Raw genomic sequence first — 24,109 nt, 5'->3', positions numbered from 1 at the left:
GTCGGACGAGCATTGGGAAGAATTGGCTGGCCGCATTCCTGCGGCCATGCCTGATATCAGGGGATAGTCCATGTTCGTGACATCTGCGTTTGCGCAAGAGTCCGCACCCGCCGCTGAAGGCGCCCATACCGGTACGGAAGGCGGCACGCATTCCGGCGCCGGCGTGCCTGCCGAGGCGCACGGCACGTTCCCGCCATTCGATCCGGCGACGTTTCCGTCCCAGCTTCTGTGGCTGGCGATCACGTTCGGGCTGTTCTATCTGTTCCTGAAGAAGGTGGTGATGCCGCGCCTTGGCGGCATCATCGACGTCCGCAGCGATCGCATCACGCAGGACCTCGACCAGGCCGCCAGGCTGAAGGGCGAGGCCGACGCCGCCGTTGCCGCTTACGAGCAGGAACTGGCGGAAGCCAAGGCCAAGGCCAACGCGATCGGGCAGCAGGCCAACGACGCTGCCAAGGCTGAAGCCGAGGCTGCCCGCAAGAAGGTCGAGGCCGCCCTCGACAAGAAGCTCGGCGAGGCCGAGGCCAGCATTGCTTCCATCAAGGCCAACGCCATGAAGGAAGTCGGCACGATTGCCGAGGACACCGCTTCAGCCATCGTCGATGCGCTTGTCGGCGGCAAGACCAGCAAGGCCGAGATCTTGGCTGCGGTCAAATCCGTGGCCCGGTGAGGAGCACATCATGGACGCCACATCTCTCGCAACGCTCTGGGCAACGGTTGCCCTCGTCATTTTCCTCGGCGTTGCCGTTTACATCAAGGTGCCGGGCCTGATCGCCAAGTCGCTCGACGCCCGCGCGACCAAGATCAGCGACGAGCTTGCGGAAGCCCGCCGGTTGCGCGAAGAGGCCCAGCAACTGCTCGGACAGTACCAGAAGAAGCGCAAGGAAGCCGAGCAGGAGGCCGCAGCCATCGTCGCTGCCGCCAAGCGCGAGGCCGACATGCTTGCCGCCGAGGCGCACAAGAAGACCGAAGACTATGTCACCCGTCGCACTGCGCTTGCCGAGCAGAAGATCGGCCAGGCAGAGCGCGAAGCCGTGGCCGAAGTGCGCGCCAGCGCCGTCGACATCGCCGTCGAGGCGGCCCGCACGCTGCTCGCCGGCAAGATCGACGCCAAGGCCGGCGCGGATCTTTTCAAGTCCGCGCTGCAGGACGTGAAGGCCAGGCTGAACTGAGCGGGGTTAACTCGCTGACATCAAGCCGCCCGGGCAACCTGCCGGCTTTTTTGTTGAGCGGCGACGGAGATTGGCGAAGGCGGTGTGCGCCTGATCTCCCCCCTCGAGGGGGAGATGTCGCCAAAGGCGACAGAGGGGGTCCGTTCGACCGGGCGCGACGCATTCTGCTGCGAAGAAGGGCTGGCGCTTCACGCGCGGTGACCCCCTCTGGCCTGCCGGCCATCTCCCCCTCAAGGGGGGAGATTAGCTGTCCAACCCGACAAACCCTTCTTCTTCCACCACCTCAACCCCACCCAGCCTGAACGGCGCGAATGATGCCCGGTGCAGCCTTGCCACCGGCCCATGCGCTTCGATCGCGGTGCGGTGCCGCACGGTGGCGTAGCCCATATGGACCTCGAACCCGTAGCGCTCGTGATGGCTGCCGCAGCCGCACATCATGCGGTCGCGCATCACCTTGGCGACGATCGAGGCGGCGGCGATCGATTGCGAGCGCTGGTCGCCCTTGATCAGCGCGCGGCCTTCGCAGAGGAGGCCCGGCGGCACATCGCGGCCATCGGCCAGCGCCAGCTTCGCCTGGATCGGCAGGCCGGCAAGGGCGCGGCGCATGGCTTCCAGGCTGGCCTTGAGGATGTTGCTGCCGTCAATGCCTTCGGCGCTGACCGAGGCCATCGACACGCCGAGCGCTGACCCCAGGATTTTCAGGAACAGCGCCTCGCGCTGCAAATGGTTGAGCCGTTTGGAATCGTCTAGCCCGTCGGGAATGTTGGCGGGATCGAGGATCACCGCCGCCGCCACCACCGGCCCGGCCAGCGGACCGCGGCCGGCCTCGTCCATGCCTGCCACCGGCCACAGGCCTTCAGCCATCGCCTTCGTCTCGAAGGAGAAGTCGGGCTTTTCGACGATTTCGAAAAGAAGCGGAGAATCGGAACGCGCGCGAGCCATGTTGCGGCGAGGTTCGCATCGGCTCCGATTCTCCGCAAGTCCCTCCAGGGTCGAGTGGGGCAAGACCGGGAGGGCACCGTCTGCAGGCCGGGGGACAGGCCGGACGGGATTCGTGGGTCGCCTGCCAACCACGAGGGCAGGGCAGGCGCTACTCTCAGAGCAGCATCAGCTGCTCGGTCGCCTTGGCGGCGGCGACAAACTGGTCGGTTCGGAGCGTGCGCCGCTCGGCGTTGAGGCCGAGCCGCTTGGCCGTGATCTCGAAGCGCCGGCCGATCTGCCAGGCATAGGGGCCGGCGCCTTTCATCCGCTTGCCCCATTCCGAATCATAGTCCTTGCCGTCGCGCATCGAACGGATCAGCGACATCACGTGCCGGTAGCGGTCGGGATAATGGCGCAGCAGCCAGTCCTTGAAGATCGGCGCCACCTCGAGCGGCAGGCGCAGGATGACATAGCCGGCCTCGCGGGCGCCTGCGGCGCGTGCCGAATCGAGGATGCGCTCCATCTCCTGGTCGGTCAGGCCGGGAATGATCGGCGCCACCATGACAGAGGCCGGGATGCCGGCATCGGAAAGCTGCCGGATTGCCTCAAGCCGCTTGGTCGCCGTCGACGCGCGTGGCTCCATGGTGCGCGCCAGCATGCGGTCCATCGTCGTCACCGACAGCGCCACCTTGGCCAAGCCCCGTTCGGCCATGCGCGACAAGATGTCGATGTCGCGCGTCACCAGATGGGATTTGGTGACGATGCCGACCGGATGGCCGCGCGCCTCCAGCACTTCGAGGATCTCGCGCATAATCCGGTATTGTTTCTCGATCGGCTGGTAGGGATCGGTGTTGGTGCCGATCGCGATGGTGCGCGGCTGATAGCCATCCTTCGACAGTTCCTTGTCGAGCAGCCGCGCCGCATCCGGCTTGGCAAACAGCTTCGCTTCGAAATCCAGCCCCGGCGACAGGCCCATGAAGGAATGCGTCGGCCGGGCGAAACAATAGACACAGCCATGCTCGCAGCCGCGATAGGGGTTGATCGAGCGGTCGAAGGAAATGTCGGGCGATTCGTTGCGGGTGATGATGGTGCGCGGCTTCTCGACCTGCACTTCGGTCTTGAACGGCGGCAATTCCTCCAGCGAATTCCAGCCGTCGTCGAACACATGCCGGCTGACCGGCTCGAACCGGCCGGATGGGTTGATGCCGGCGGAACGGCCGCGGTTGCGATCCGGACGGACGCGCATGCCGCTCTGTTCGATCATCGCATTGGCCATCTCGGCTCGCCCTGCTCCGAAAGCAGCAATGTCCGCACGCACGATATGTTCCATTTTGGCCCTTTCCCAAGGACTGTCGGCTGGCTGTCGAATCGCTCTGTTCATGAAAATAATCCTATTTCGCTGATGAGAACAAAGCAAGAACTTTTTCGTTGGGCCATGCACAACTGGCGCTGCGCCGGGCTTTCCGCTATTCGGCTAAAAATGCTCAGCGTTCTCATCGAAACCCGGGATGACGAAGAAGGCCTTGCCCGCACGCTCGCCTCGTTGATCGGCGGCGCGGTCGAGGGCGTGGTGCGCGATGTCATCGTCTGCGACACCGGCTCGACCGACCAGACGCATCGGGTTGCCGATCATGCCGGCTGCCACTTCGTGGCCGGCGGCATTGCCGCGGGAATCAGGCAGGCGAAGGGTGACTGGCTGCTGTTTCTGGAACCCGGCGCAAGGCTGGCGGAGGGCTGGATCGACGACGTTGTCGCTCACACGGCGCGGCAAACCATGCCGGCGCGCTTTTCCCGTGCGCGCGGCAGCCGCACGCCGTTCCTGTCACGGGTGTTTTCGGGCAACCGGGCGCTGGCCGAAGGGCTGGTCATCAGCAAGCGCCAGGCCGCTGCCCTGTCGAAGAACGCGCACAGCGCCGAAGCCCTTGCGCGCGGTCTCGCCACCAGGCGGCTCGACGCCGAAATCTGGCTGGCGCCGAAGAAGTGATGTTTCTCCCTTCTCCCCGTTCCCAGGGAGAAGGGTGCCCGAAGGGCGGATGAGGGGCAGCGTCGGCGTCCCCCCGGAATTGACACTGTCCGCTGCGCCGTCCGGCTTTTTCGCCGCAAAAACCTATTGTGCATTGCACAAAAGCTGACGCGTGATTAGCATTCCGTTGATGCGGGATATCGGGGTTTGGGTAGTGCCGGAGCGGTAAGCAAGCGCCGCGTCGTCGTTGCTGCCGTTCATATCTGAGGACCCCGATGAACCTTTCGTCCCCTGACAAATCCGGCGCCCCCAGTCTGGAAGCCGTTGCCCGCAACGGCAGCCTGCTCCGCCGCATTGCGGTGCGTATCCCGACCTATCTGTCCGACCTGCGCGAAAATCCCGCATGGCTGCCGATGTTCGTGCTTGCCCGCACCATGCCGGCGCGCAAGCTGCACTGGCTTGGCGCCAAAGCCGCGCGCCCCGCGCAGAGTGCCGGAGCGACGATGTTCAGGGGCGTCGACCTCAAGTCGATCGTCGCGGCGCTGCGCACCGATGGCCTGTTCTCCGGACTGGTCCTTCCGCAGGCAATCCACGAAGAGATCGCCAGCTTTGCTCAGAGCACGCCGTGCTTCGGCAATTTCGACCGCCGGCTCGAATTCATGCCCGGAGAACACGCAGAAGCCGAGAAGCGGTTCGGCCGCTCTTTGCTCAGCGGACACTATTTCGAGCGCATCCTCGGCTGCAAGGCGGCACTCGCCATCCAGAACGACCCGCTGCTGCTCGACATCGCCCAGCACTATCTGGGCGGGCAGGCAAAGCTGATCACCACGCGTGTCTGGTGGAGCTTTCCGACCGGCGAGGCTTCCGACGCCGACAAGAACCTTGCCTCGCTCGGCAAATATCATTTCGATCTCGACGACTGGCGGATGCTGAAATTCTTCTTCTATCTCAAGCCCTGCGATGCCGGCACCGGCCCGCATGTCTATGTCAAAGGCAGCCACAACAGGCGCAGCCTCAAGCACCAGTTGACGCTGCTGGTCGGCCATCCGGCGCAAGACGTGCTCAAGGTCTATGGCGACGACAGCCCGGTCACGCTGACCGGCGAGGCCGGCCTCGGCTTCGTCGAGGACCCGTTCGGCTTCCACATGGGCACCGTGCCGTCCACCACGCCACGGCTGATGATGGAGGTCGGCTTCGGCGTCTCGCCGCCCTCGCGCCGCCGCTTCCACGGCGAACCGGTCATCCGCTGAGGCCGGAGCGGATCTCGACCGGCATCCAGCGCGCTTGCCGCCGGGCAATGCGACCCTCTTTGTTCTCGGCATCATAGTCCATTGGGACCGGCTCGCGGTTGAACCGCGGCCGGTCATCCAGCGCATTGACGATGACGATCGCTCTCGGTTCGCCGTCGGTGGTCACAGCAGCGGCATAGACGCCGCAGTCCCGGCAGATGAGATAATCGGCCGTGCGCAATCCGAACCGGTATCGGTGCAGCCGGGCCTCGTCCTCGACCGCGACGATCAATCGCCCCTGCGGATCGGCGGCGGCGCGTGAGCCATGCCGGACGCAGAAGGCGCATTGGCAGGCGCGGATCTCCATCTCGGACGGCACGATTCCGGTTTCGAATGTCAGGTGGATGTTGCCGCAATGGCAGCCGCCGCGGTGCGCGCTCATTGGATCTCTTCCGTCTTGACTTGGCGACAGACTATCCGCCCGACGACCCGGAGGAAATGACCTCTCGAAGGCGCAGCCGCCATTCTGCCTGACAAAGGCAGCACTTGGCCGGCACTTTGCCTTGGTTTACGAGGCGGCCTTGCCGCGCCGCAAATGCTCGTCCAGGCGCGGCATGATCTCGACGAAGTTGCAGGGCATGTGGCGGTAGTCGAGCTGCGGTTTCAGGATGCCGTCCCAGGCGTCCCTGCAGGCGCCGGGCGAGCCCGGCAGCACGAAGACGAAGGTGGCGTTGACGACGCCGCCCGTCGCCCGACTCTGCACTGTCGAGGTGCCGATCTTGTCGTAGGAAATGCGGTGGAACACTTCGGAAAAGCCATCCATGCGCTTCTCGAAGATCGGCTCCAGCGCCTCCGGCGTCACGTCGCGGCCGGTAAAACCGGTGCCGCCGGTGGTGATGACGACATCGATGTCTTCGTCGCGCGACCAGCCCAGCACCTTGTCGCGGATTTTCTCCCGGTCGTCGGTGACGATGTCGCGCGCGGCCAGGACATGGCCGGCCTCGGCGATGCGATCAGCCAGCGTCTGGCCGGATTTGTCGTCGGCAAGGCTGCGCGTATCGGACACCGTCAGCACCGCGATGCGCACCGGGATGAACGGCCGGCTCTCGTCAATTTTGGCCATCGGCCCCCTCCGAAGCGATGCTTCGTGTCGCGGCGACAAACCACTCCGGTTCGCGACTGCGAATCTCGGCGGCGGCGCGCTTGGCGACATTGCCGGTCTCGAACAGCCCGAAGCATGTCGCGCCGGATCCCGACATGCGCGAGAATCCAGATCCGGCCCTGTTCAGCAAGGAAAGCGCTCGGCCGATGGGCGGCTGGATCGCCTGCGCCGCCGGTTCGAGATCGTTGCGGGTGATCTCCAACCAGTTGCGGACACTGTGGAAGTCAAATGCACGCGGCAGCGGCGGCAATCCCTCATTGTCGCGTTTCTCAAGTGCGTTGAACACATCAGGCGTCGAGACGGCGACGCCGGGATTGACCAGCACCAAAGCGAGCGCCGGAAAATCCGGCACCAGCGACAGCTCGTCGCCGACGCCACGCGCAACCAGCGGTTTTGCCGCAAGACACATCGGCACGTCGGCGCCGAGCGTGAGACCGATCCGGCTCAGTTCGGCCTCACCGATGTCGAGACCCCATGTCCTGATAAGACCGTGCAGAACGGCGGCCGCGTCGCTTGAGCCGCCCCCGACGCCGGAGGTGACCGGCAGGTTCTTTTCAAGTCGGATGGCAACCGGCGGCGTGCGCTGCTGGCCGGCCTGCCTGCGCAGCGCCTCGCGCGCCTTCACCACCAGATTGCTGTCGTCGATCGGTACGGAGGTCGCGTAACGGCCCGATACGGAGAACCGGTCGGCGTCGGCAGGCTCGATCTCGACCCTGTCGCCGAAGCGGGTGAAAACGACCAGGCTCTCAAGCAGATGATAACCGTCGGCGCGCCTGCCGGTGACGTGCAGGGCCAGATTTATCTTGGCGGGCGCAAGCCACGTCCGGGCTGCGGCATCCAAACTGTCGGCTGCTGACGGGATGATGCTCAGTCCTTGGCCAGGCGGTATTCGCCGGTCTTGGGATCCTGGACCAGCGTGCCGTTGGTGCCGTTGGCTGCCTGCTTTTCGGTGCGCCGCACCTTGGCGGTCACACGTTCGGCCTCGCGGACGAAGGTGCGGTAGCCGAAATAAGCGGCTGCGCCGACAACTGCGAAGAAAATGATCTGTGGCATTTCAAAGCTCCTCCCTCGCAAGGCGGCAAGGCAGACTGTCAAGCCCTCATGCTAGACGCTTTCCCTGCTTTTTCAAAGCCCGAAGCGCGCCCACAATGCGCGCTCTTCCGCCGCATCGATCACGCCGCTTGCGGCGGCGGCGGCAATATCGGGCGCTGAAAAGTTCGAGCCGAACAGGCCGATGCGGCCAAACAGGCCACGCGGCGCGGTGACCAGCCTGAGCTGGGTTTTCGCGCCGAAGCGGGTTTTCAGTACCGTGCGCATGTCGCTCAACGCATCGACGAGGCCAAGCTCCAGCCCTTTCTTGCCGGTCCAGAACAGGCCGGTGAACAGGTCCGGATCGTCCTTCAGCTTGGTGCCACGGCGTTCCCTGACCAGGTCGATGAAGGTCTCGTGCACTTCCAGCTGCAGCGCCTTCAGGCGCTCGACGTCTTCCCTCTTCTCCGGCTTGAACGGGTCGAGCACCGCCTTGTTCTGGCCGGCGGTGTGGACACGGCGCTCGACACCGATCTTCTTCATCAGTTCGGGAAAGCCGAACGAGGCCGAGACGACGCCGATCGAACCGACGATGGAGGACGGATCGGCAAAGATCTCGTCGCCGGCGACCGCGATCATGTAGCCGCCCGAGGCCGCCACATCCTCGACGAAGACCAGCACCTTCTTGTTCTTCTCGACCGCGAGGTCACGGATGCGCTTGAAGATCAGCCGCGACTGCACCGGCGAGCCGCCAGGCGAATTGATCGAAATGGCGACGGCGGGCGCATCGAACAGGAACGCCTTTTCGATGAGGGCGGCGGTGGACGCCAAGGACAGGCTCGGCCGGAACGGGCCGCCGCCGGCCATGATGGTGCCATGCAGCCTGATGACGGGAATGGTGACGACGCTGGATCGCCAGGATTTCGGCAGCAGGCGGTTGAAAAGGCGTTTCACGAGGTGGCTGTCTCCAAATGGCTTCAACGCATGTAGGGATTTGCCGGTCAACGGCAATGCTGCAATCCATCTCAGCCAACTGTGTGCCGGTTTTGCGGCAACGACACTGACGGGCCTAAATCAATCGCCAAACAGCGACGCCAGTCCGTTGTTGATCATCTCGGTTCGTTCCGACGGGCCGTCGCCCGTTTGCCCATGCAGCATCAAAGGCGGGCGGATCGACAGCTTGCCGCGCGCGCCGAGCGCTGCCCTGACGACAATGCGGATTGCGGCTGCTTCCGGGCGCGGATGCACGGCCAGCATCTCGGCGTCGCCGAAGCGGCCCGACAGCGCATGGAGGAGGTCGCCAAGCTGTTCCGGCCGCGCAATGACGGCCATGCCCCCGCGCGGCTTGGCGACGGCAGCCGCACTCCGGATCCAGCTTTCGAACAGCCCGTCGTCCATGACATGCGCCTGCCGCCGCAGCGGATCTGGCGTGGCGCGGTCTTGCGCCGCGTTGAAGGGCGGGTTCATGATGACGAAATCGAAGGAATTGTCGGCGAGGCCGGCTTGCGTCCGCGCCCGGCCTGACAGCGTGACGTCGGCGGTCAGCACCGAGGCGCGATTGCCGAGATGCGCATTGCCGGGATGGGCGAGCGTGGTTGTGGCGAAGCCTGCCATCTCGGCCGACCGTTCGACGAGCACGACCTGCGCCTCTGGGCAGCGCGACAGCACGGCGAGACCCGCCGCACCGGCGCCGGCGCCGAAATCAGCGAGGCGTCCAGAAAAGCCGGATGAAACTGCTGCCGCCAGCATCATGGCATCCATCCCGGCGCGATGCCCTGTCCTGGGCTGGACAAGCCAGAAGCGGCCGCGATGGAAGGCATCGACCGTATGGGCCGGCGTATCGCTGGTAAGCGCGCTCGCTTCAGCCATTATGTCTGGCGGATTTCGTTCTCGATGCCGGCGTCTTTCAAGATGCGCCGCGCCTGATCGGCCTGGTCGGCATCGACCATCACGCGCTTCTGCAAAAGACCGATCGACCCTTCGAGAATGCTCATGTTCTGGTCGGCGACGAAGCAGGCAATCCCGGCATCGCGCATCAGCGATTCGACAAAGGAGATGATCACGGCATCGTTGGTGCGCACGAGTTCTATCATCGGACGAAGTTCGCAGGTTGCAGCGTTGATGTAAACGCTGGAGCATGGCGCCGAAAGTGTGGAGCGGTTTTCGGGCAACGGCATGCGGTCGCTAAGGTTGACACGCCGTCACCGCAGCCGCGCCAATTCGCCTCTTGCCGTGCCCGTATGTGCCGCCCTAGAGTCCCAGGCGGGACCAGGGTGCCGTCGCACGCGTGATCAAAGACGGGAGTGTTTGTTGGTGGGTGTCGTTCTCAACATCGAAAACGGGAAGCGGGAACCCGCCTCCATCAAGGATCTCATCGACCTGACAGCAGCCGATATGGGGCGCGTCAACAAACTGATCCTGTCCAAGGCCGGCTCCGACGTCGAGATGATCCCGGAGGTCGCCAATCATCTGATCTCGTCGGGCGGCAAAAGGCTGCGTCCCATGCTGACGCTCGCGGCGGCCCAGATGTTCGGCTATTCCGGCGAGGGCCACGTCAAGCTCGCCACCGCGGTCGAGTTCATGCACACCGCCACGCTGCTCCACGACGACGTCGTCGACGAGAGCGGCATGCGGCGCGGCAAAAAGACTGCCCGCATGATCTGGGGCAACCAGGCGAGCGTGCTGGTCGGCGATTTCCTGCTCGGCCAGGCTTTTCGCATGATGGTCGATGTCGGTTCGCTGGAAGCGCTCGACATCCTGTCCAGCGCCGCCTCGATCATCGCCGAGGGCGAGGTGATGCAGCTGGCGGCAGCCAAGAACCTGGATACCACCGAGGACGAGCATTTCGCCGTCATCAAGGCCAAGACCGCGGCGCTGTTCTCGGCTGCCGCCGAGGTCGGTCCGGTCATCGCATCGGCGACGCGCAACGATCGCGCCGCATTGCGCTCCTACGGCATGAATCTCGGCCTTGCCTTCCAGCTCATCGACGATGCGCTGGATTATGGCGGCTCCAGCCAGGAGCTGGGCAAGAATGTCGGCGACGATTTCCGCGAGGGCAAGGTTACGCTGCCGGTCATCCTCGCCTACCGGCGCGGCACCAAGGCCGAGCGCACCTTCTGGAAGCGCGCCATCGAGGACAATGTCACCGACGATGCCGGACTGGAAAAGGCGATCGGCCTGATGACCCGCCATGGCGCCATTGCCGACACCATCGGCCGCGCCCGCCATTTCGGCGAGATCGCCCGCGACGCGCTGGCGCCGCTGGAAGCGACGCCGCAGAAATCGGCGCTGATCGACGTCATCGACTTCTGCATCAGCCGGGTGAACTGACCCGCGCCTGGCGCCAAAGCAAGATTGCACGCAAAATCGGGCAATCACCGCTCGACAATCGGTTGCGGCGCAAATTATCTATAAAACATGGCAAAGACCGCAGACGACACCATCGCCGTGCGCATCAGCAAGGTGCTGGCGGATCGCATCATATCGGGTGCGATCGAACCCGGCGCCCGGCTGCGGCAGGATCACATCGCCGAGGAATTCCAGACCAGCCATGTCCCGGTGCGCGAGGCCTTTCGGCGCCTGGAGGCGCAAGGGCTGGCGGCCAGTGAGCCCAGGCGGGGCGTACGCGTCGCCGCCTTCGACCTCGGCGAAGTCAGGGAAGTCGCCGAAATGCGCGCAGCCCTCGAAGTGCTGGCGCTGCGCCATGCCGCGCCGCATCTGACGGCTTCCATTCTCAATCTTGCCGAAGAAGCCACAAAGGCCGGCGACAAATCCCGCGATGTCCGCTCTTGGGAGGAGGCCAACCGCACCTTCCACCGGCTGATCCTGGCGCCCTGCGGCATGCCGCGGCTCATCGCCACCATCGACGATTTGCACGCCGCAAGCGCCCGCTTCCTGTTCGCCGCATGGCGCTCGGAATGGGAAATCCGCACCGACCAGGATCATCGCGCGATCCTGAGCGCGCTGCGGCAGGGCAATACCGAATCGGCCGCCGCCACGCTTGGCCGGCACGTGCAGTGGATCGGCCAGAAACCAGTCAAGACCGCGTCGGGCAAGATGCGCGAAGCGTTTGCCATCGTTGGGTAGGGGACAAGAAGACACGGCCTGGTCGTGGCTCCTCTGAAGACCGCGAGCGCCGCGATCCTTCTGTCCTGCCGGACATCTCCCCCTAAGGGTCCAACGAGGGGGAGATGGCCGGCAGGCCAGAGGGGGGTGCTGTCCCGCCAGCTTTATTCGGCACGCAAGCCCAAGCCTTTTTAGGGCGAGGGTTGCCATTCCCGCGCAAATATGGATTCGATAATAGATCGAACAACAAAATTATCTATAATTCAAACCAAGCCAGGGAAGCCGCCATGACCGACATCGCCTTTTCGCCCTCCAAGCCCTCCTTCAGCCCGTTGCGCCTGCAAACCCGCTCGTACGCTCGGCAAGCCGCGGCCATCGTCATCGGCACGCTGTCCATTGCGCTCGCCTCCTACATCGAAGTGCCGATGCTGCCGGTTCCAATGAACATGCAGACCTTTGCGGTGACGCTGGTGGGCGCGCTCTATGGCTGGCGGCTCGGCGCGATCACCATCGCCGCATGGCTCGTCGAGGGCGCTGTGGGTTTGCCGGTGCTATCGGGCGGCGCTGCCGGCATCCAGCATTTTGCCGGGCCGACCGCCGGTTATCTCTTCGCCTTCCCGGTCGTCGGCGCGCTGGTCGGCTGGCTGGCCGAACGCGGCTGGAACGGCAACCGCGTGCTGCTCGCCTTCGCCGGCATGGTCCTCGGCAACCTCGCCTGCCTGGTTCTCGGCACGGCCTGGCTCGCCGTCATGATTGGCCTCGAACAGGCCATCACCTTCGGCTTCTTGCCCTTCCTCGTCGGCGGCCTGCTGAAATCGGCGCTCGGCGCCGCGACGCTCAAGCTGTTTTCCGGTAAGGCGGACCCGGCAGGAGCATGATCCCGAAAAGTGGAGTCCGGTTTTCGGAAGAGATCATGCTCAAACAAAAAGATGCAGCCCCATCCCGATATCTTCGGGATGGAACAGGCTCCGCAACCGCGTCCTAGAACCGATGACCGTCAGGTTGCGCTCCCACCATCTGCTTTGCCTGCTGACCTATGTCGGCAAAGGCTACAGCGGAGCCTTCGTCGCCAATTATGACGTCATCGCGAAACGTCTGGGCCGGGGCGAGGATACTCTGATCGTCTCCGGCCCCGACGACATCTGCCGGCCGCTGCTCGGCGAGGCCGAGCCCCACTGCTTGCGCGAAAGCGCCGCAGGCCGGGACGAGCTGGCAGCACGCGATGTCGGCAAGCTGCTGGCCCGGCCCATCGAGGCGGGCGTCCGTCTCAGCCTCGACGCGGCAACGCTTGCCGCCTCGCGCGCGGCCTTTTCAGCCGGCGTGACGCGTGAGGCCTGCCAGGGTTGCGAGTGGGCCGGCCTGTGCAGCACGATAGCGGCAGGCGGATATCGCGATGTCAGGCTGTAGCTCCCAACCCCGATCTGCTATTGTCGGAACCGACAGTGTCTGCGTCGCCATGGTTTGTTAATCGGGTGACCCGATTGTGAATTCGGCCCGGATTGCAGCCTGACCCCAAAAAGGCCATGCTTTGTCAGGAAACATCGAGTCTATGGCTTCTCCGCGCCGACGCGGGATGGCGCTTGGCTGAAAGGGATACGATGCGGCAAGGACGTGCGCGCTGGCTCGCGGGGCTGGCAATTGTGGCAGGAATGGCGATTTCTCCGCTGCCTGCCTACGCCAAGGAATCGACCGACCCGGTCAAGATCACCTCCTTCTCGGGCGCCTATCTCGCCGCCCGCATCGCCGAAGGCGACAACGACCTCGACAATGCCATCGGTTATTACAAGCAGGCGCTCGCCTTCAATCCCGGCGACACCTCGCTGCAGCAAAGCCTGATGCTGTCGCTGATCGCGCAAGGCCGCTTCGAGGAATCGCTGGTCTATGCCGACAAGCTCAAGGCAGTTCCCGACGTCGAGCGCTTCTCGCGTCTGGCTCTGGCGGTCGATTCCTTCCACAAGAAGGATTTCACCAAGGCGCAGTACTGGCTCAAGCTGTCGCTCGAATCCGATCTCGACCGGCTGATTTCCGGCGTCATGTCCGGCTGGGCACAAGAGGGCGCCGGCGACCCCACCGGGGCGATGGCCTCGATCGACAAACTGCAGGGGCCTGACTGGTTCGGCCTGTTCAAGTCCTTCCACCGCGCGCTGATCGCCGATGCCGCAGGCCTGTCGGACAAGGCCGACGCGCTTTATGACGCGACCCTGACCGACGTCACGGCCGGCGGTGCCGCGCCCGAGACATGGATGCGCAACGCCCAGGCCTACGCGTCTTTCCTGGCGCGCAAGGGAAACAAGAACAAGGCGCTCTACGTGCTCGACAAGGCCGAGGCGTTCGCGCCCGGCAAGCTCGACATCCAGGCGCTTCGCGACAGGATCAGCAAGGGCGACAAGATCGAGCCCTTCGTCGCCAGTCCCTCCGAAGGCGCCGCTGAAATCCTGCTCGACCTCGCCATCGCGCTCAATCGCGGCGGCGGCGAGCCGTTCGTGCGCCTCTATCTGCAATATGCGCTCGCGCTCAAGCCCGACAGCGACGCCGCTTTGGTGCAGCTTGCCGCCGTTGCGGAGCAGCTGAAGGATGGCGAAGGCGCCATTGCGCTCTATAGCCGCATTCCAGCCTCCTCGCCGCTGAAGGAGCTTTCCGACCTGCAGCTCGGCCTCAACCTTGCCGATCTCAACCGTCACGACGAGGCTATCGCCCATCTCAAAGCATTCGTCGAAGCTCACCCCGATGACATGCGCGCCTATCTGGCGCTGGGCGGGGTCTATGCCTCGAAGGAGGATTTCCGCTCCGCCGCCACTCTCTACGACAAGGCGGTCGCGGTGCTGAAGACGCCGACCAATGCCAACTGGAACATCTACTATCAGCGCGGCATCGCCTATGAGCGGCTGAAGGAATGGCCGAAGGCCGAACCGAACTTCCTCAAGGCGCTTGAGCTGTTCCCCGATCAACCGCAGGTGCTGAACTATCTCGGCTATTCCTGGGTCGACATGAACATGAACCTCAAGGAAGGCCTGGCGATGATCCAGAAGGCCGTCGACCTCAGGCCGAGCGACGGCTACATCGTCGATTCGCTGGGCTGGGCCTATTTCCGCATGGGCCGGTTCGACGACGCCGTGCGCGAAATGGAGCGCGCCGTGTCGCTCAAGCCGGAAGATCCGGTGCTCAACGACCATCTCGGCGATGCCTATTGGCGCGTCGGCCGCAAGCTCGAAGCCACTTTCCAGTGGAATCAGGCGCGCGACCTGAAGCCGGATCCCGATGTGCTTGCCATTTTGCAGCAGAAGCTGATGAAGGGCCTGCCGCCGATCGAATCCAACACGGCGCAGGAAACCCCGAAGGTCAAGCCGGCCACCCCGCCAGCGCCGAAGGGGTGATCGGGCCATACTTCTGATGAAACGGGGCTCGCTGAGCCCCGTTTTTTCGGCTTGGCGTCTTAGAGCAATTCCAGGAAAGTGTGCGCGGTTTCCGTTCGGAATTGCGACAGAAACAAAGAGATAGAGACGCCCTATCGCGATCGTCATTCTATGGCGGAGCAAGGAGCGAAGCGACGCGGCGCAGACCCAGCGTTGGCGCTCATTCTAGAACAGCTTTCGGTAGACGACGAACCCCGAGAGATCGCCGATCTTGTCGTAGAGCTTCATCGCCGTGTGGTTGGTTTGGTGTGTCAGCCAGTAGACGCGGCTGGAGCCTGCGGTTTGCGCCCTGGTATAGACGTCTTCGATCAGTGCCCGGCCGACGCCCTTGCCGCGCGACGCCTCATTGGTGAAGAGGTCCTGCAGATAGCAGTTCGGCGAAATCGCCGTCGTGGTGCGGTGATAGAGATAGTGGACAAGACCGAGAAGCTTGCCTTCGCTCTCCGCGACCAGCGCATGCATAGGCTCATAGGCATCGAAGAAGCGCGACCATGTCATTGCAGTGATGTCACCGGGCAGGGCGGTCTCGCCCGAGCGGCCGTAAAACGCATTGTAGCCGTCCCACAGCGGCAGCCATTGCTCGTAATCCTCTCGGGTGACGGGGCGTACGGTGAGCTGGCCTTGCATGGCTGAACCTCTGTCGTTGAAGCTGGGCGAGCAAACGGCCACCGGCACCGTCCGGCAATGGGCCAGTCCGAAGCAAAGCGTTCAACCTCTCATCAAGGCGGCGATAGGCGCTGCCTTGACGCTAGCCGGCCCGGCAACTAGGGAATGGCATCATTTCAGCGCTTTCCGAGGCCGCCGTGACGTCAGACAGTCCAGCCCATATACATCCCAGCCGCTCGTTCCAGGGGCTGATCCTGACCCTGCACAATTACTGGGCCGCCTATGGCTGCGTCATCCTGCAGCCTTACGACATGGAAGTCGGCGCCGGCACCTTCCATCCGGCCACCACGCTGCGCGCGCTCGGGCCCAAGGGCTGGAACGCCGCCTATGTCCAGCCCTCGCGCCGGCCCAAGGACGGCCGCTACGGCGAAAACCCCAACCGGCTGCAGCATTATTACCAGTACCAGGTGATCCTGAAGCCCAACCCGCCGAACCTGCAGGAGCTCTATCTCGGCTCGCTCAAGGCGATCGGCGTCGATCCGTTGCTGCACGACATTCGCTTCGTCGAGGACGACTGGGCAAGCCCGACGCTTGGCGCCTGGGGGCTCGGCTGGGAGTGCTGGTGCGACGGCATGGAAGTGTCGCAGTTCACCTATTTCCAGCAGGTCTGCGGCATCGAATGCGCGCCGGTGGCGGGAGAACTGACCTACGGCCTGGAGCGGCTGGCCATGTATGTGCAGGGCGTCGACAATGTCTACGACCTCAACTTCAATGGCCGAGAAGGCGCCGAAAAAGTCACGTATGGCGATGTCTTCCTGCAGGCCGAGCAGGAATATTCCAGGCACAATTTCGAATATGCCAACACCGCCATGCTGCTCAGGCATTTCGAGGACGCCGAAGCCGAATGCAAGGCGCTGCTCGCGGCCGGCGCCCCGGCTTCGAACGACAATCTGCCGATGCACCGCATGGTCTTCCCGGCCTATGACCAGTGCATCAAGGCCAGCCACGTCTTCAACCTGCTCGACGCGCGCGGCGTGATTTCGGTGACCGAGCGGCAGAGCTACATCCTGCGGGTGCGCAATCTGGCGAAAGCCTGCGGCGAGGCATTTTTGCAGACCCAGGCCGGCGGGCTCGCCGCCTGAGGCTCACTTCATCATTTCGGGGGAAATGTTGATTGGCGCCGAGAACTGGCCAGACGATCCCGCCATGGTCCGCATAGCCTGCCGCACACCCGGCATCGAGAAGGCGCCATGCACCTGCGCGGCGAAACAGGCGCTGAGCGCGATGATCTGGAGAAGTCTCGATGCCGTTTTCATGGTCGTTCAGCCAATAGGTCCCTGCCTGAGCGTTGGTCGCTTCAGCGCTGCGTTTGGTTCATGGAAATCTTTGATCAAAGGACGGGCGGGCTGGTTGCGGCCCGACAGGGGCGGTCAAAATTCCTGGAAACAGCGGTCAGCCGAGTAGCTATGCCCTCTTACCTCCCCCTAGATGGGGGAGGTCGCCGCGAAGCGGCGGGTGGGGGTGACAGCGCGACGTTCCATGCCAAAACTCGATCGATTCAAGCTGCAGTCTGCGCAAAGGCTTCGCGCGGCGATGACCGACGAGGAACGCATCCTGTGGCGGCATCTGTGGCGCATTCCAGTAGAAGGCACTCATTTTCGCAGGCAGGCGTAGGTAGGCGTTTACTTCCCTGATTTCATCTCCCACCGGCTGAAGCTGATCATTGAGGTGGACGGTGCCCATCACAGCTTCGATGACCAGCTGCGCCATGACGAGCGTCGAACGAAATGGTTCGAGAGCCAAGGCTACCGTGTCATTCGCTTCTGGAACCATGAAATCAAAAACGAACTGGATTCCGTGCTCGATACGATCTATGCGGCGGTGGAAGAACGAAAATCACACCTGCGTTTGCGCGATGGTGCCGAAGGTATCGGCGGCTGAGAGGTCGCCACCCCACCCCGGCGCTACGCGCCGACCCTCCCCATCGAGGGGAGGGTGGGAGCCTAACTATGCCTGATCTGCTTCTAGAACTTCGCTCCGAGGAAATCCCCGCCCGGCCGCGCAACCGCAGCGCCGGAGGCGCGAGGACGCGCAATCAGGGAGAAGGCATGCGGGTGGAGAAACTCTGATGCCGGATCTTTTGCTAGAACTTCGCTCCGAGGAAATCCCCGCCCGTATGCAGCGCAAGGCGGCGGGCGATCTCAGGAAGATGCTGACCGACGGTCTGGTCGAGGCGGGTCTGACCTATGACGCCGCGCGCGAATACTGGACGCCGCGGCGCCTGGCGCTCGATGTCAGGGGCCTGACCGCGCGCTCGAAGGATATCCACGAGGAGATCAAGGGGCCGTCGACGACGGCGCCGGAACAGGCGGTGCAGGGTTTTCTGCGCAAGGCAGGCCTTGCCTCGGTTGCCGAGGCGCATGTTCATTCCGATCCGAAGAAGGGCGATTTCTACGTCGCCCATATTTCGAAGCCGGGCAGGGCGGCGGAAGAAATCATCGCCGAACTGGTGCCGGCCATCATTCGCGGCTTCCCCTGGCCGACATCGATGCGCTGGGGGCCGGCTTCAGCCAAGCCCGGTTCGCTGCGCTGGGTGCGGCCGCTGCAGACGATTCTGTGCACCTTCGGCCCGGAGACCGAGGAGCCGGTGGTGGTCGATTTCGAGATCGATGGCATCCGCTCGGGCAATATCACCTACGGCCATCGTTTCATGGCGCCGGGAGAAATCACCGTGCGCCGCTTCGACGATTACGTGACCAAGCTGGAAGCGGCCAAGGTCGTGCTCGATGGCGACCGCCGCAAGGAGATCATCCTTGCCGACGCCCGCAACCTCGCCTTCGCCAACGGGCTCGATCTGGTCGAGGACGAAGGGTTGTTGGAAGAAGTGTCGGGCCTGGTCGAATGGCCGGTGGTGCTGATGGGCGAATTCGAGCAGGCCTTTCTTGCCATACCGCCAGAAGTGGTCCGGCTGACCATCCGCGCCAATCAGAAATGCTTTGTCACCCGGCCGCAGGGCGACGGCGAAAACCTCTCCAACCGCTTCATCCTCACCGCCAACATCGAGGCCAAGGACGGCGGCAAGGAGATCGCGCACGGCAACGGCAAGGTGGTGCGTGCCCGCCTGTCGGACGCGCTGTATTTCTGGAAGACCGACCAGGGCGATCTGCCGGATCTGGAGCAGCTCGAGGCGTCGGCGAAGAAATTCGGGCTCGATCTGAAAAAGCCGCTCGACCAGCGCATGGCCCGCCTCGACCATCTCAATGTCACCTTTCACGCCAAGCTCGGTACGCAAGGCGATCGGGTGGAGCGGATCAAGCGGCTGGCGCAGGAGCTGGCGCCAACAGTGGCGCAGTCGATCTCCCCCCTTGAGGGGGAGATGGCCGGCAGGCCAGAGGGGGTCGCTTCGGCTGCCGCGACGCCGTCCGGTCTCTCGAAGAAAGAGGGAGTTGGCACTCCACGCGAGACGACCCCCTCTGTCGCCTTCGGCGACATCTCCCCCTCAAGGGGGGAGATTACCGCGCTCGCCGCTCGCGCCGCCGTGCTGGCCAAGGCTGATCTCACGACAGAAGCAGTGGGCGAGTTTCCGGAACTGCAAGGCGCAATGGGCCGCAAATACGCGCTGCTGCAGGGTGAGCATCCGTCCGTGGCTGCGGCGATCGAGGAGCACTACAAACCGCAAGGTCCGTCGGATAGCGTGCCGACCAATCCGGTGTCGATTGCCGTCGCGCTGGCCGACAAAATCGATACGCTGGTCGGCTTCTGGGTCATTGATGAAAAGCCGACGGGGTCGAAGGACCCTTACGCGCTGAGAAGGGCCGCACTGGGCGTGGTGAGAATCCTGATCGAGAATGGGATCTCACTGCCGCTGACATCGCTCTTCGATAGTGCCTATCAAACGGCGAGTTATCTCGCGTCTAAGGCTGGACGGGCATTTGGGCCCGACCTCCTCGCCTTCTTCCACGACCGCCTGAAAGTCTATCTCCGCGACCAGGGCGCTCGGCATGATCTCATTGACGCCGTGCTGGCAGGTGGTGGAAGCGCGCCAATCTCCCCCCTTTTGGGGGCGGCGAAGCCGACAAAGGGGGGCGCTGTCCCGCCGACCTCTCATTCTGGCGCGCCCCCCTCTGCCCTGCCGGGCATCTCCCCCACAAGGGGGGAGATCGGCCAATCGCACTCGGACGACCTCCTGCAGATCGTGCGTCGCGTCGAAGCTCTGGGGTTCTTCCTCGACACCGAGGACGGCAAGAACCTGCTCGCCGGCGCCAAGCGGGCGGCCAACATTCTGGCTGCCGAAGAGAAGAAGAAAACGCTCGTCGCCGAGACTGTTGAGCCGGCGCTGTTTCGCGAGGAGGCCGAGAAATCGCTGTTTGCAGCGGTGAATCAGGCGGAGAGAGAAGCCGGCGAAGCGATTCAAAACGAAGACTTTTCCGCCGCCATGCTGGCGCTTAGCGTGCTGCGCGAACCGGTTGATGCATTCTTTGAACGTGTTCTCGTGAATGATGAGGACCAGGCCGTGCGCGCCAACCGTCTGGCATTGCTCGCCCGCATCCGCACGGCCACCGACCAGGTGGCTGATTTCTCCAGAATAGCTGGCTAGCTAAGGGACGGACAAGCCCGAACACGGGCGGCGTTCACACGCCGCCCGTCTTGTTTTCAGTCCTCCCGAGGCTGACTCCGTCAGTCCTCCAAAATGCTGACATGCACGCTGTCTGAATAGACGTCGACCTGGATCAGCGGCTCGCCATTGACGATGGCGTTCCGTGTCGAGGAGCTCATCGCGCCACCGCGCTTCAGCATGCGTTCCAGATACGCGCGATCATCGTTGCTGCGGAACCAGTCATCGCCCTGGTCGTCGGCATCGCGCCGGTGGAACTTGTGCCAGTTGGCACGGTCCTGCCGCACCATCTGTGCTGCGCTACTCAGCTCATAGCCGTCGCTGGCATGGTGGTCGCGATCGGAAATGCGCGCGACGTAGGACCCTAGCTCGTCACCGGCCTGCGCGCCGCCGACACCTATAGGTGACGCCAGCAACAGGCCGGCAATAATCAAAGATTTCGTTATGTTCATGATAACCCCTCGCTCTCCTACAACCCGGCGCGCTCATGCCAAAACCGATTGGCGAAATTGGGGCCGCCGCCGCCAAGCCGATCGTGCGCCGGGCTGTCGATTGGCGTCAAGCGGCATGGATTGGCCGACTGTCTTGGCCGACTGTTTTGGCTGAATGGCCTACTCGGCTTTGCCGACGCCCTCGATCGGCTGCTGCGGTGTTGTTGCCGGCTGCGGCGCTGCCGGTTGCGACTCGGGCTTGCCGTTCGATGCCGTTGCAGTTCCGGCTGGTGCGTTCTCTGCCGTCGGCTCAGTTGCCGGCGCCGCGGCGCTCGCCCTGGCCGGAGCCGGCGCGGCGAAGGCGCCGCCGACGATGCCGCCGCGAATGATCATCGGATCCTGCCTAGGCTTTTCGGGGATCGCCGCGACCTTTTCATAAGTCACATCGGGCTGGGCATCGCCGAGAGCGACGATCGATGGCGTCGAGGCGGTCCTGACCGGTTCGGATCCGCCAACCTTGATGACCGATGGCGTCGAGGTCGAGACGCCGAAAAAGACGATCGACGAGGCGTGCGCCCCACCGGTCATCGCCGCCAGGGTGAAACCAAGCGCTCCAAGCACACGCATCGACATCGAAACCGTCCCCTTGCCCAACAAGCCGCCAGCCCTAACCCAAGTAGCCTTAACCCGAGTGGATTGATGCCGGCTTGCAGGGAAACATAGCATTTTAGGCATTGATAATTCGCCAACGCCGGCTTGCCCGAAAACCACTGCCGTATTAGAGCAATTCCAGGAAAAGTGAGTAGCGGTTTTCCGTCCGGAATTCCGCAAAAACAAATACTTAGAGCGTTTAAGCGAACAGCTGAACCGCTCTAATGCATGTCGCTCAAAAGTGGCCCCGGTTTTGAGAGAACGACATGCATCAAAACAAAGACCTAAAGCGCGTCGCATGAATCCGGTTCAGCGCGACGCGCTTTAGGTCCGGTGCCTGTGAGGTGAAGCGAGTGGCTGAGATACTATCCGTCGGCGAAGCGATGGAGCAGGCGTTGGCGCTGCTTGAGGGCGGCGACGTGGTCGCCATCCCGACGGAGACCGTCTATGGACTGGCCAGCGACGCGACCAATGGCGTCGGCGTCGCCCGCATCTTCGAAGCCAAGGGCCGGCCGCGCTTCAACCCGCTGATTGCCCATGTCGCCGATCTGGCGATGGCCGAGCGCATTGCGGCCTTCGATCCGCTGTCGAAACGGCTGGCCGAGGCGTTCTGGCCGGGGCCGCTGACGCTGGTGCTGCCGCTCCAACCCGGCAACGGCATCCATCCGCTGGTCACCGCCGGGCTGGACACGGTCGCGCTGCGCATGCCCAGGGGGTTCGGCGGCGAGCTGATCGCCAGACTCGGCCGGCCGTTGGCCGCGCCCAGCGCGAACTCTTCGGGCAAGATCAGCGCCACGACGGCGCAAGCCGTCGCGGCCGATCTCGGCGCCAAAATCCAGCTGGTGGTCGATGGCGGCGCCACCCCGGTCGGGCTGGAATCGACCATCGTCAAGGTCGAAGGCAACAGCGTGCGGCTGCTGAGGCCAGGCGGCATCGCTGCCGCCGATATCGAGGCCGTCACCGGCATTAAGCTGCAGCGCGGCGCGACAGCCGGCATCGAGGCGCCCGGCATGCTGGCGTCGCATTATGCGCCGTGCGCATCGGTGCGGCTCGATGCACAGAGTGTGGCTGAAGGCGAGGCCTTGCTGGCCTTTGGTGGCGACCGCGCCGAAGGCTGGCAAGCGGCGGCCGCCTTGCGCAACCTGTCCGCGTCAGGCGATTTGCGCGAAGCCGCAAGCAATCTGTTCGCGTATTTGCAGGAACTCGACCGCAGCGGTGCGGCGACGATCGCCGTCGAGCCGATCCCGTTCGATGGGCTCGGCGAGGCGATCAACGATCGGCTGTTTCGTGCCGCTGCCCCCCGTGACAAGCTCGATTGAGCGCCATAGTTTGCGCCCATGAACGACGCACCCTTCGACCTCGATCCCGCTCTCATCGCCCGCTTCGCGGCAATCGTCGGCGACAAATATGCGCTGCGCGACCAGGCCGATATTGCGCCGTATCTTACCGAGCGGCGCGGCCTATGGCACGGCAGGACCGCCTTGGTGTTGCGTCCCGGCAGCGTCGACGAGGTCAGCCGGATCATGCGCCTGGCGAGCGAGACGGGAACGCCGGTCGTGCCGCAAAGCGGCAACACCGGGCTGGTCGGCGCCCAGGTGCCGGATGCCTCCGGCCGCGAGATCGTGCTGTCGCTGTCGCGGCTGAACCGCATTCGCGAGATCGACGTCTTCTCGAACACGGTGACCGTCGAAGCCGGCGTCATCCTGCAGACGCTGCAGGAAGCCGCCGACGCCGCCGACCGGCTGTTTCCGCTGTCGCTTGCCGCGCAGGGCTCCTGCCAGATCGGCGGCAATCTCTCGTCCAATGCCGGCGGCACCGGCGTGCTTGCCTATGGCAATGCGCGCGAACTCTGCCTTGGTGTCGAAGTCGTGCTGCCGACCGGCGAAGTCTTCGACGATCTGCGCAAACTGAAGAAGGACAACACCGGTTACGATCTGAAGAACCTGTTCGTCGGCGCCGAAGGCACGCTCGGCATCATCACCGCGGCGGTGCTGAAACTGTTTCCCAAGCCCAAGGGGCGCGAAGTGGCCTTTGCCGGCCTGTCGTCGCCGGAAGCAGCCCTTTCGCTGTTCAGCCTGGCGATGGACCGGGCAGGGGCGGCACTCACCGCCTTCGAGCTGATCGGCCAGCGTCCGTATGATTTCACGCTGCGCCATGCGCAGGGCGTCACGCGGCCGCTGGTGCAGCGTTGGCCATGGTATGTGCTGATGCAGGTGTCGTCGGGCCGTTCGGCCGAGGACGCCAGGGCGCTGATCGAGGAGGTGCTGTCGGAAGGCCTCGAGCAAGGCATCGTCGGCGACGCGGTGATCGCGGCCAGCCTGGCGCAGGGCGACGCGTTCTGGAACTTCCGCGAGGTGCTGCCGGATTCGCAAAAGCCCGAAGGTGCTTCGATCAAGCATGATATTTCGGTGCCGGTGGCATCCATCCCGGCGTTTATCGAAAAGGCGGCCGGTGCAGTGGCTTCGGTCAGTCCGCAGGCGCGCGTGGTCTGCTTCGGTCATATGGGCGACGGCAATCTGCACTACAACATCTCCCGGCCGGAGGGCGGTGACGACGAAGCGTTTCTCGGCCTCTACCACGCCATGAACCATGCCGTGCACGATGTCGTGCGCTCCTTCCACGGTTCGATCTCGGCCGAGCATGGCATCGGCCAGTTGAAGCGCGACGAACTGATCGCCACCGCGCCGCCAATGGCGATCGAACTGATGCGCCGGGTGAAGGCGGTCTTCGATCCGGCCGGCATCATGAATCCCGGTAAGGTTATCTGATCCTTTCAACATTTTGTGGCTGGTCTCATTCCGATAACCATCGCCTGAGATCAGCAAAATTTAACTGACTTTCTTAAGCCGCGC

The 24,109-nt window shown here is 63.9% G+C and carries 26 protein-coding genes and 1 pseudogene; 14 read left to right on the top strand and 13 right to left on the bottom strand.

The window, feature by feature from the left end:
• The first annotated feature begins 70 nt into the window (after window positions 1-70).
• Both NKI96_RS06155 and NKI96_RS06150 read left to right on the top strand, forming a co-directional pair.
• A complete protein-coding gene (locus NKI96_RS06155) occupies window positions 71-670 on the top strand; it encodes a F0F1 ATP synthase subunit B (RefSeq protein WP_352803330.1) in 600 nt (199 codons plus the stop codon).
• A 10-nt stretch (window positions 671-680) separates the two neighbouring features.
• Window positions 681-1,172 (top strand): F0F1 ATP synthase subunit B, encoded by a 492-nt coding sequence (locus tag NKI96_RS06150; RefSeq protein ID WP_023668483.1) that lies wholly within the window; start codon window positions 681-683, stop codon window positions 1,170-1,172.
• A gap of 243 nt (window positions 1,173-1,415) precedes the next feature.
• On the opposite strand, the gene rnhB is transcribed toward NKI96_RS06150, so the two are convergent.
• Together rnhB and NKI96_RS06140 are read right to left on the bottom strand one after the other, a co-directional pair.
• Window positions 1,416-2,114 (bottom strand): ribonuclease HII, encoded by a 699-nt coding sequence (rnhB, locus tag NKI96_RS06145; protein WP_023726390.1) that lies wholly within the window; start codon window positions 2,112-2,114, stop codon window positions 1,416-1,418.
• A 154-nt stretch (window positions 2,115-2,268) separates the two neighbouring features.
• Entirely contained in the window at window positions 2,269-3,423 is a 1,155-nt protein-coding gene (locus NKI96_RS06140; protein ID WP_023692111.1) for a PA0069 family radical SAM protein, read from the bottom strand.
• A 150-nt stretch (window positions 3,424-3,573) separates the two neighbouring features.
• Between NKI96_RS06140 and NKI96_RS06135 the strand changes: the two genes are divergently transcribed.
• Together NKI96_RS06135 and NKI96_RS06130 are read left to right on the top strand one after the other, a co-directional pair.
• Window positions 3,574-4,077, top strand: a complete 504-nt coding sequence (locus NKI96_RS06135; protein ID WP_023684377.1) for a glycosyltransferase — start codon at window positions 3,574-3,576, stop codon at window positions 4,075-4,077.
• Window positions 4,078-4,331: 254 nt separating this feature from the next.
• Entirely contained in the window at window positions 4,332-5,306 is a 975-nt protein-coding gene (locus NKI96_RS06130) for a hypothetical protein (protein WP_023692110.1), read from the top strand.
• Here NKI96_RS06130 and NKI96_RS06125 read toward each other — a convergent pair.
• The 7 genes from NKI96_RS06125 to NKI96_RS06095 all read right to left on the bottom strand — a co-directional run bounded on the left by NKI96_RS06125 (window position 5,296) and on the right by NKI96_RS06095 (window position 9,569).
• Entirely contained in the window at window positions 5,296-5,727 is a 432-nt protein-coding gene (locus NKI96_RS06125; RefSeq protein ID WP_023692109.1) for a GFA family protein, read from the bottom strand. The genes NKI96_RS06130 and NKI96_RS06125 overlap by 11 nt on opposite strands.
• A gap of 126 nt (window positions 5,728-5,853) precedes the next feature.
• Window positions 5,854-6,408: a molybdenum cofactor biosynthesis protein B gene (moaB, locus tag NKI96_RS06120; RefSeq protein WP_023692108.1), complete on the bottom strand. Its 555-nt coding sequence runs from the start codon at window positions 6,406-6,408 to the stop codon at window positions 5,854-5,856.
• On the bottom strand, window positions 6,395-7,288 hold the full coding sequence (locus NKI96_RS06115; protein ID WP_023821014.1) for a 4-(cytidine 5'-diphospho)-2-C-methyl-D-erythritol kinase: 894 nt from the start codon (window positions 7,286-7,288) through the stop codon (window positions 6,395-6,397). Before NKI96_RS06115 ends, moaB begins: the two co-directional genes overlap by 14 nt.
• Window positions 7,289-7,314: 26 nt before the next feature.
• Window positions 7,315-7,500 (bottom strand): membrane protein, encoded by a 186-nt coding sequence (locus NKI96_RS06110; RefSeq protein ID WP_023668475.1) that lies wholly within the window; start codon window positions 7,498-7,500, stop codon window positions 7,315-7,317.
• Window positions 7,501-7,572: 72 nt separating this feature from the next.
• Window positions 7,573-8,430 (bottom strand): S49 family peptidase, encoded by an 858-nt coding sequence (locus NKI96_RS06105; RefSeq protein ID WP_023668474.1) that lies wholly within the window; start codon window positions 8,428-8,430, stop codon window positions 7,573-7,575.
• A gap of 120 nt (window positions 8,431-8,550) precedes the next feature.
• The gene (locus tag NKI96_RS06100) at window positions 8,551-9,345 is read right to left on the bottom strand and encodes a tRNA1(Val) (adenine(37)-N6)-methyltransferase (protein WP_031197932.1); all 795 of its coding nucleotides are present in this window, start codon (window positions 9,343-9,345) and stop codon (window positions 8,551-8,553) included.
• Window positions 9,345-9,569 carry a putative signal transducing protein gene (locus NKI96_RS06095; protein ID WP_023692106.1) on the bottom strand — a complete coding sequence of 75 codons (225 nt, stop codon included), beginning with the start codon at window positions 9,567-9,569 and terminating at the stop codon, window positions 9,345-9,347. Before NKI96_RS06095 ends, NKI96_RS06100 begins: the two co-directional genes overlap by 1 nt.
• Before the next feature lie 220 nt (window positions 9,570-9,789).
• Here NKI96_RS06095 and NKI96_RS06090 point away from each other — a divergent pair, with 220 nt between their 5' ends.
• The 5 genes from NKI96_RS06090 (at window position 9,790) to NKI96_RS06070 (ending at window position 14,915) form a co-directional block, all read left to right on the top strand.
• On the top strand, window positions 9,790-10,806 hold the full coding sequence (locus tag NKI96_RS06090) for a polyprenyl synthetase family protein (protein WP_023668471.1): 1,017 nt from the start codon (window positions 9,790-9,792) through the stop codon (window positions 10,804-10,806).
• A gap of 87 nt (window positions 10,807-10,893) precedes the next feature.
• Window positions 10,894-11,562, top strand: coding sequence for a GntR family transcriptional regulator (locus tag NKI96_RS06085; protein WP_023702055.1), 669 nt, complete (start codon window positions 10,894-10,896; stop codon window positions 11,560-11,562).
• Window positions 11,563-11,828: 266 nt separating this feature from the next.
• Window positions 11,829-12,419 (top strand): biotin transporter BioY, encoded by a 591-nt coding sequence (locus NKI96_RS06080; protein ID WP_352803326.1) that lies wholly within the window; start codon window positions 11,829-11,831, stop codon window positions 12,417-12,419.
• A gap of 112 nt (window positions 12,420-12,531) precedes the next feature.
• Window positions 12,532-12,948, top strand: coding sequence for a DUF1284 domain-containing protein (locus tag NKI96_RS06075; protein ID WP_352803323.1), 417 nt, complete (start codon window positions 12,532-12,534; stop codon window positions 12,946-12,948).
• A gap of 191 nt (window positions 12,949-13,139) precedes the next feature.
• On the top strand, window positions 13,140-14,915 hold the full coding sequence (locus NKI96_RS06070; RefSeq protein WP_023821016.1) for a tetratricopeptide repeat protein: 1,776 nt from the start codon (window positions 13,140-13,142) through the stop codon (window positions 14,913-14,915).
• Between the two features lie 204 nt (window positions 14,916-15,119).
• Here the strand turns inward: NKI96_RS06070 and NKI96_RS06065 are convergent, their stop codons facing one another.
• Complete coding sequence (locus NKI96_RS06065; RefSeq protein ID WP_023821017.1) at window positions 15,120-15,581, bottom strand: GNAT family N-acetyltransferase; 462 nt, start codon at window positions 15,579-15,581, stop codon at window positions 15,120-15,122.
• Between the two features lie 176 nt (window positions 15,582-15,757).
• On the opposite strand from NKI96_RS06065, the gene NKI96_RS06060 reads away from it, so the two are divergent.
• Window positions 15,758-16,702, top strand: a complete 945-nt coding sequence (locus NKI96_RS06060; RefSeq protein WP_023684365.1) for a glycine--tRNA ligase subunit alpha — start codon at window positions 15,758-15,760, stop codon at window positions 16,700-16,702.
• A gap of 3 nt (window positions 16,703-16,705) precedes the next feature.
• Here NKI96_RS06060 and NKI96_RS06055 read toward each other — a convergent pair whose 3' ends face one another.
• The gene (locus NKI96_RS06055) at window positions 16,706-16,876 is read right to left on the bottom strand and encodes a hypothetical protein (protein ID WP_023702047.1); all 171 of its coding nucleotides are present in this window, start codon (window positions 16,874-16,876) and stop codon (window positions 16,706-16,708) included.
• Between the two features lie 172 nt (window positions 16,877-17,048).
• Here NKI96_RS06055 and NKI96_RS06050 point away from each other — a divergent pair.
• Together NKI96_RS06050 and glyS are read left to right on the top strand one after the other, a co-directional pair.
• Window positions 17,049-17,501: pseudogene (locus NKI96_RS06050) on the top strand (endonuclease domain-containing protein).
• A gap of 187 nt (window positions 17,502-17,688) precedes the next feature.
• A complete protein-coding gene (glyS, locus tag NKI96_RS06045; protein WP_352803321.1) occupies window positions 17,689-20,157 on the top strand; it encodes a glycine--tRNA ligase subunit beta in 2,469 nt (822 codons plus the stop codon).
• 80 nt (window positions 20,158-20,237) lie between these two features.
• Here glyS and NKI96_RS06040 read toward each other — a convergent pair whose 3' ends face one another.
• Both NKI96_RS06040 and NKI96_RS06035 read right to left on the bottom strand, forming a co-directional pair.
• Complete coding sequence (locus NKI96_RS06040; protein ID WP_023821019.1) at window positions 20,238-20,627, bottom strand: hypothetical protein; 390 nt, start codon at window positions 20,625-20,627, stop codon at window positions 20,238-20,240.
• A gap of 159 nt (window positions 20,628-20,786) precedes the next feature.
• Window positions 20,787-21,239, bottom strand: a complete 453-nt coding sequence (locus NKI96_RS06035; protein WP_352803318.1) for a hypothetical protein — start codon at window positions 21,237-21,239, stop codon at window positions 20,787-20,789.
• Window positions 21,240-21,610: 371 nt separating this feature from the next.
• On the opposite strand from NKI96_RS06035, the gene NKI96_RS06030 reads away from it, so the two are divergent.
• Window positions 21,611-22,576, top strand: a complete 966-nt coding sequence (locus NKI96_RS06030) for an L-threonylcarbamoyladenylate synthase (protein WP_352803315.1) — start codon at window positions 21,611-21,613, stop codon at window positions 22,574-22,576.
• An 18-nt stretch (window positions 22,577-22,594) separates the two neighbouring features.
• The gene (locus tag NKI96_RS06025) at window positions 22,595-24,025 is read left to right on the top strand and encodes an FAD-binding oxidoreductase (RefSeq protein ID WP_352803312.1); all 1,431 of its coding nucleotides are present in this window, start codon (window positions 22,595-22,597) and stop codon (window positions 24,023-24,025) included.
• Window positions 24,026-24,109: the final 84 nt, after the last annotated feature.

Origin of the sequence: Mesorhizobium sp. M0292, assembly GCF_040321695.1 — a bacterium.
In the GTDB taxonomy this organism is placed as follows: domain Bacteria; phylum Pseudomonadota; class Alphaproteobacteria; order Rhizobiales; family Rhizobiaceae; genus Mesorhizobium.
Note: the sequence above shows the minus strand (reverse complement) of the source record. Positions and strands in the feature narration are given on the sequence as shown.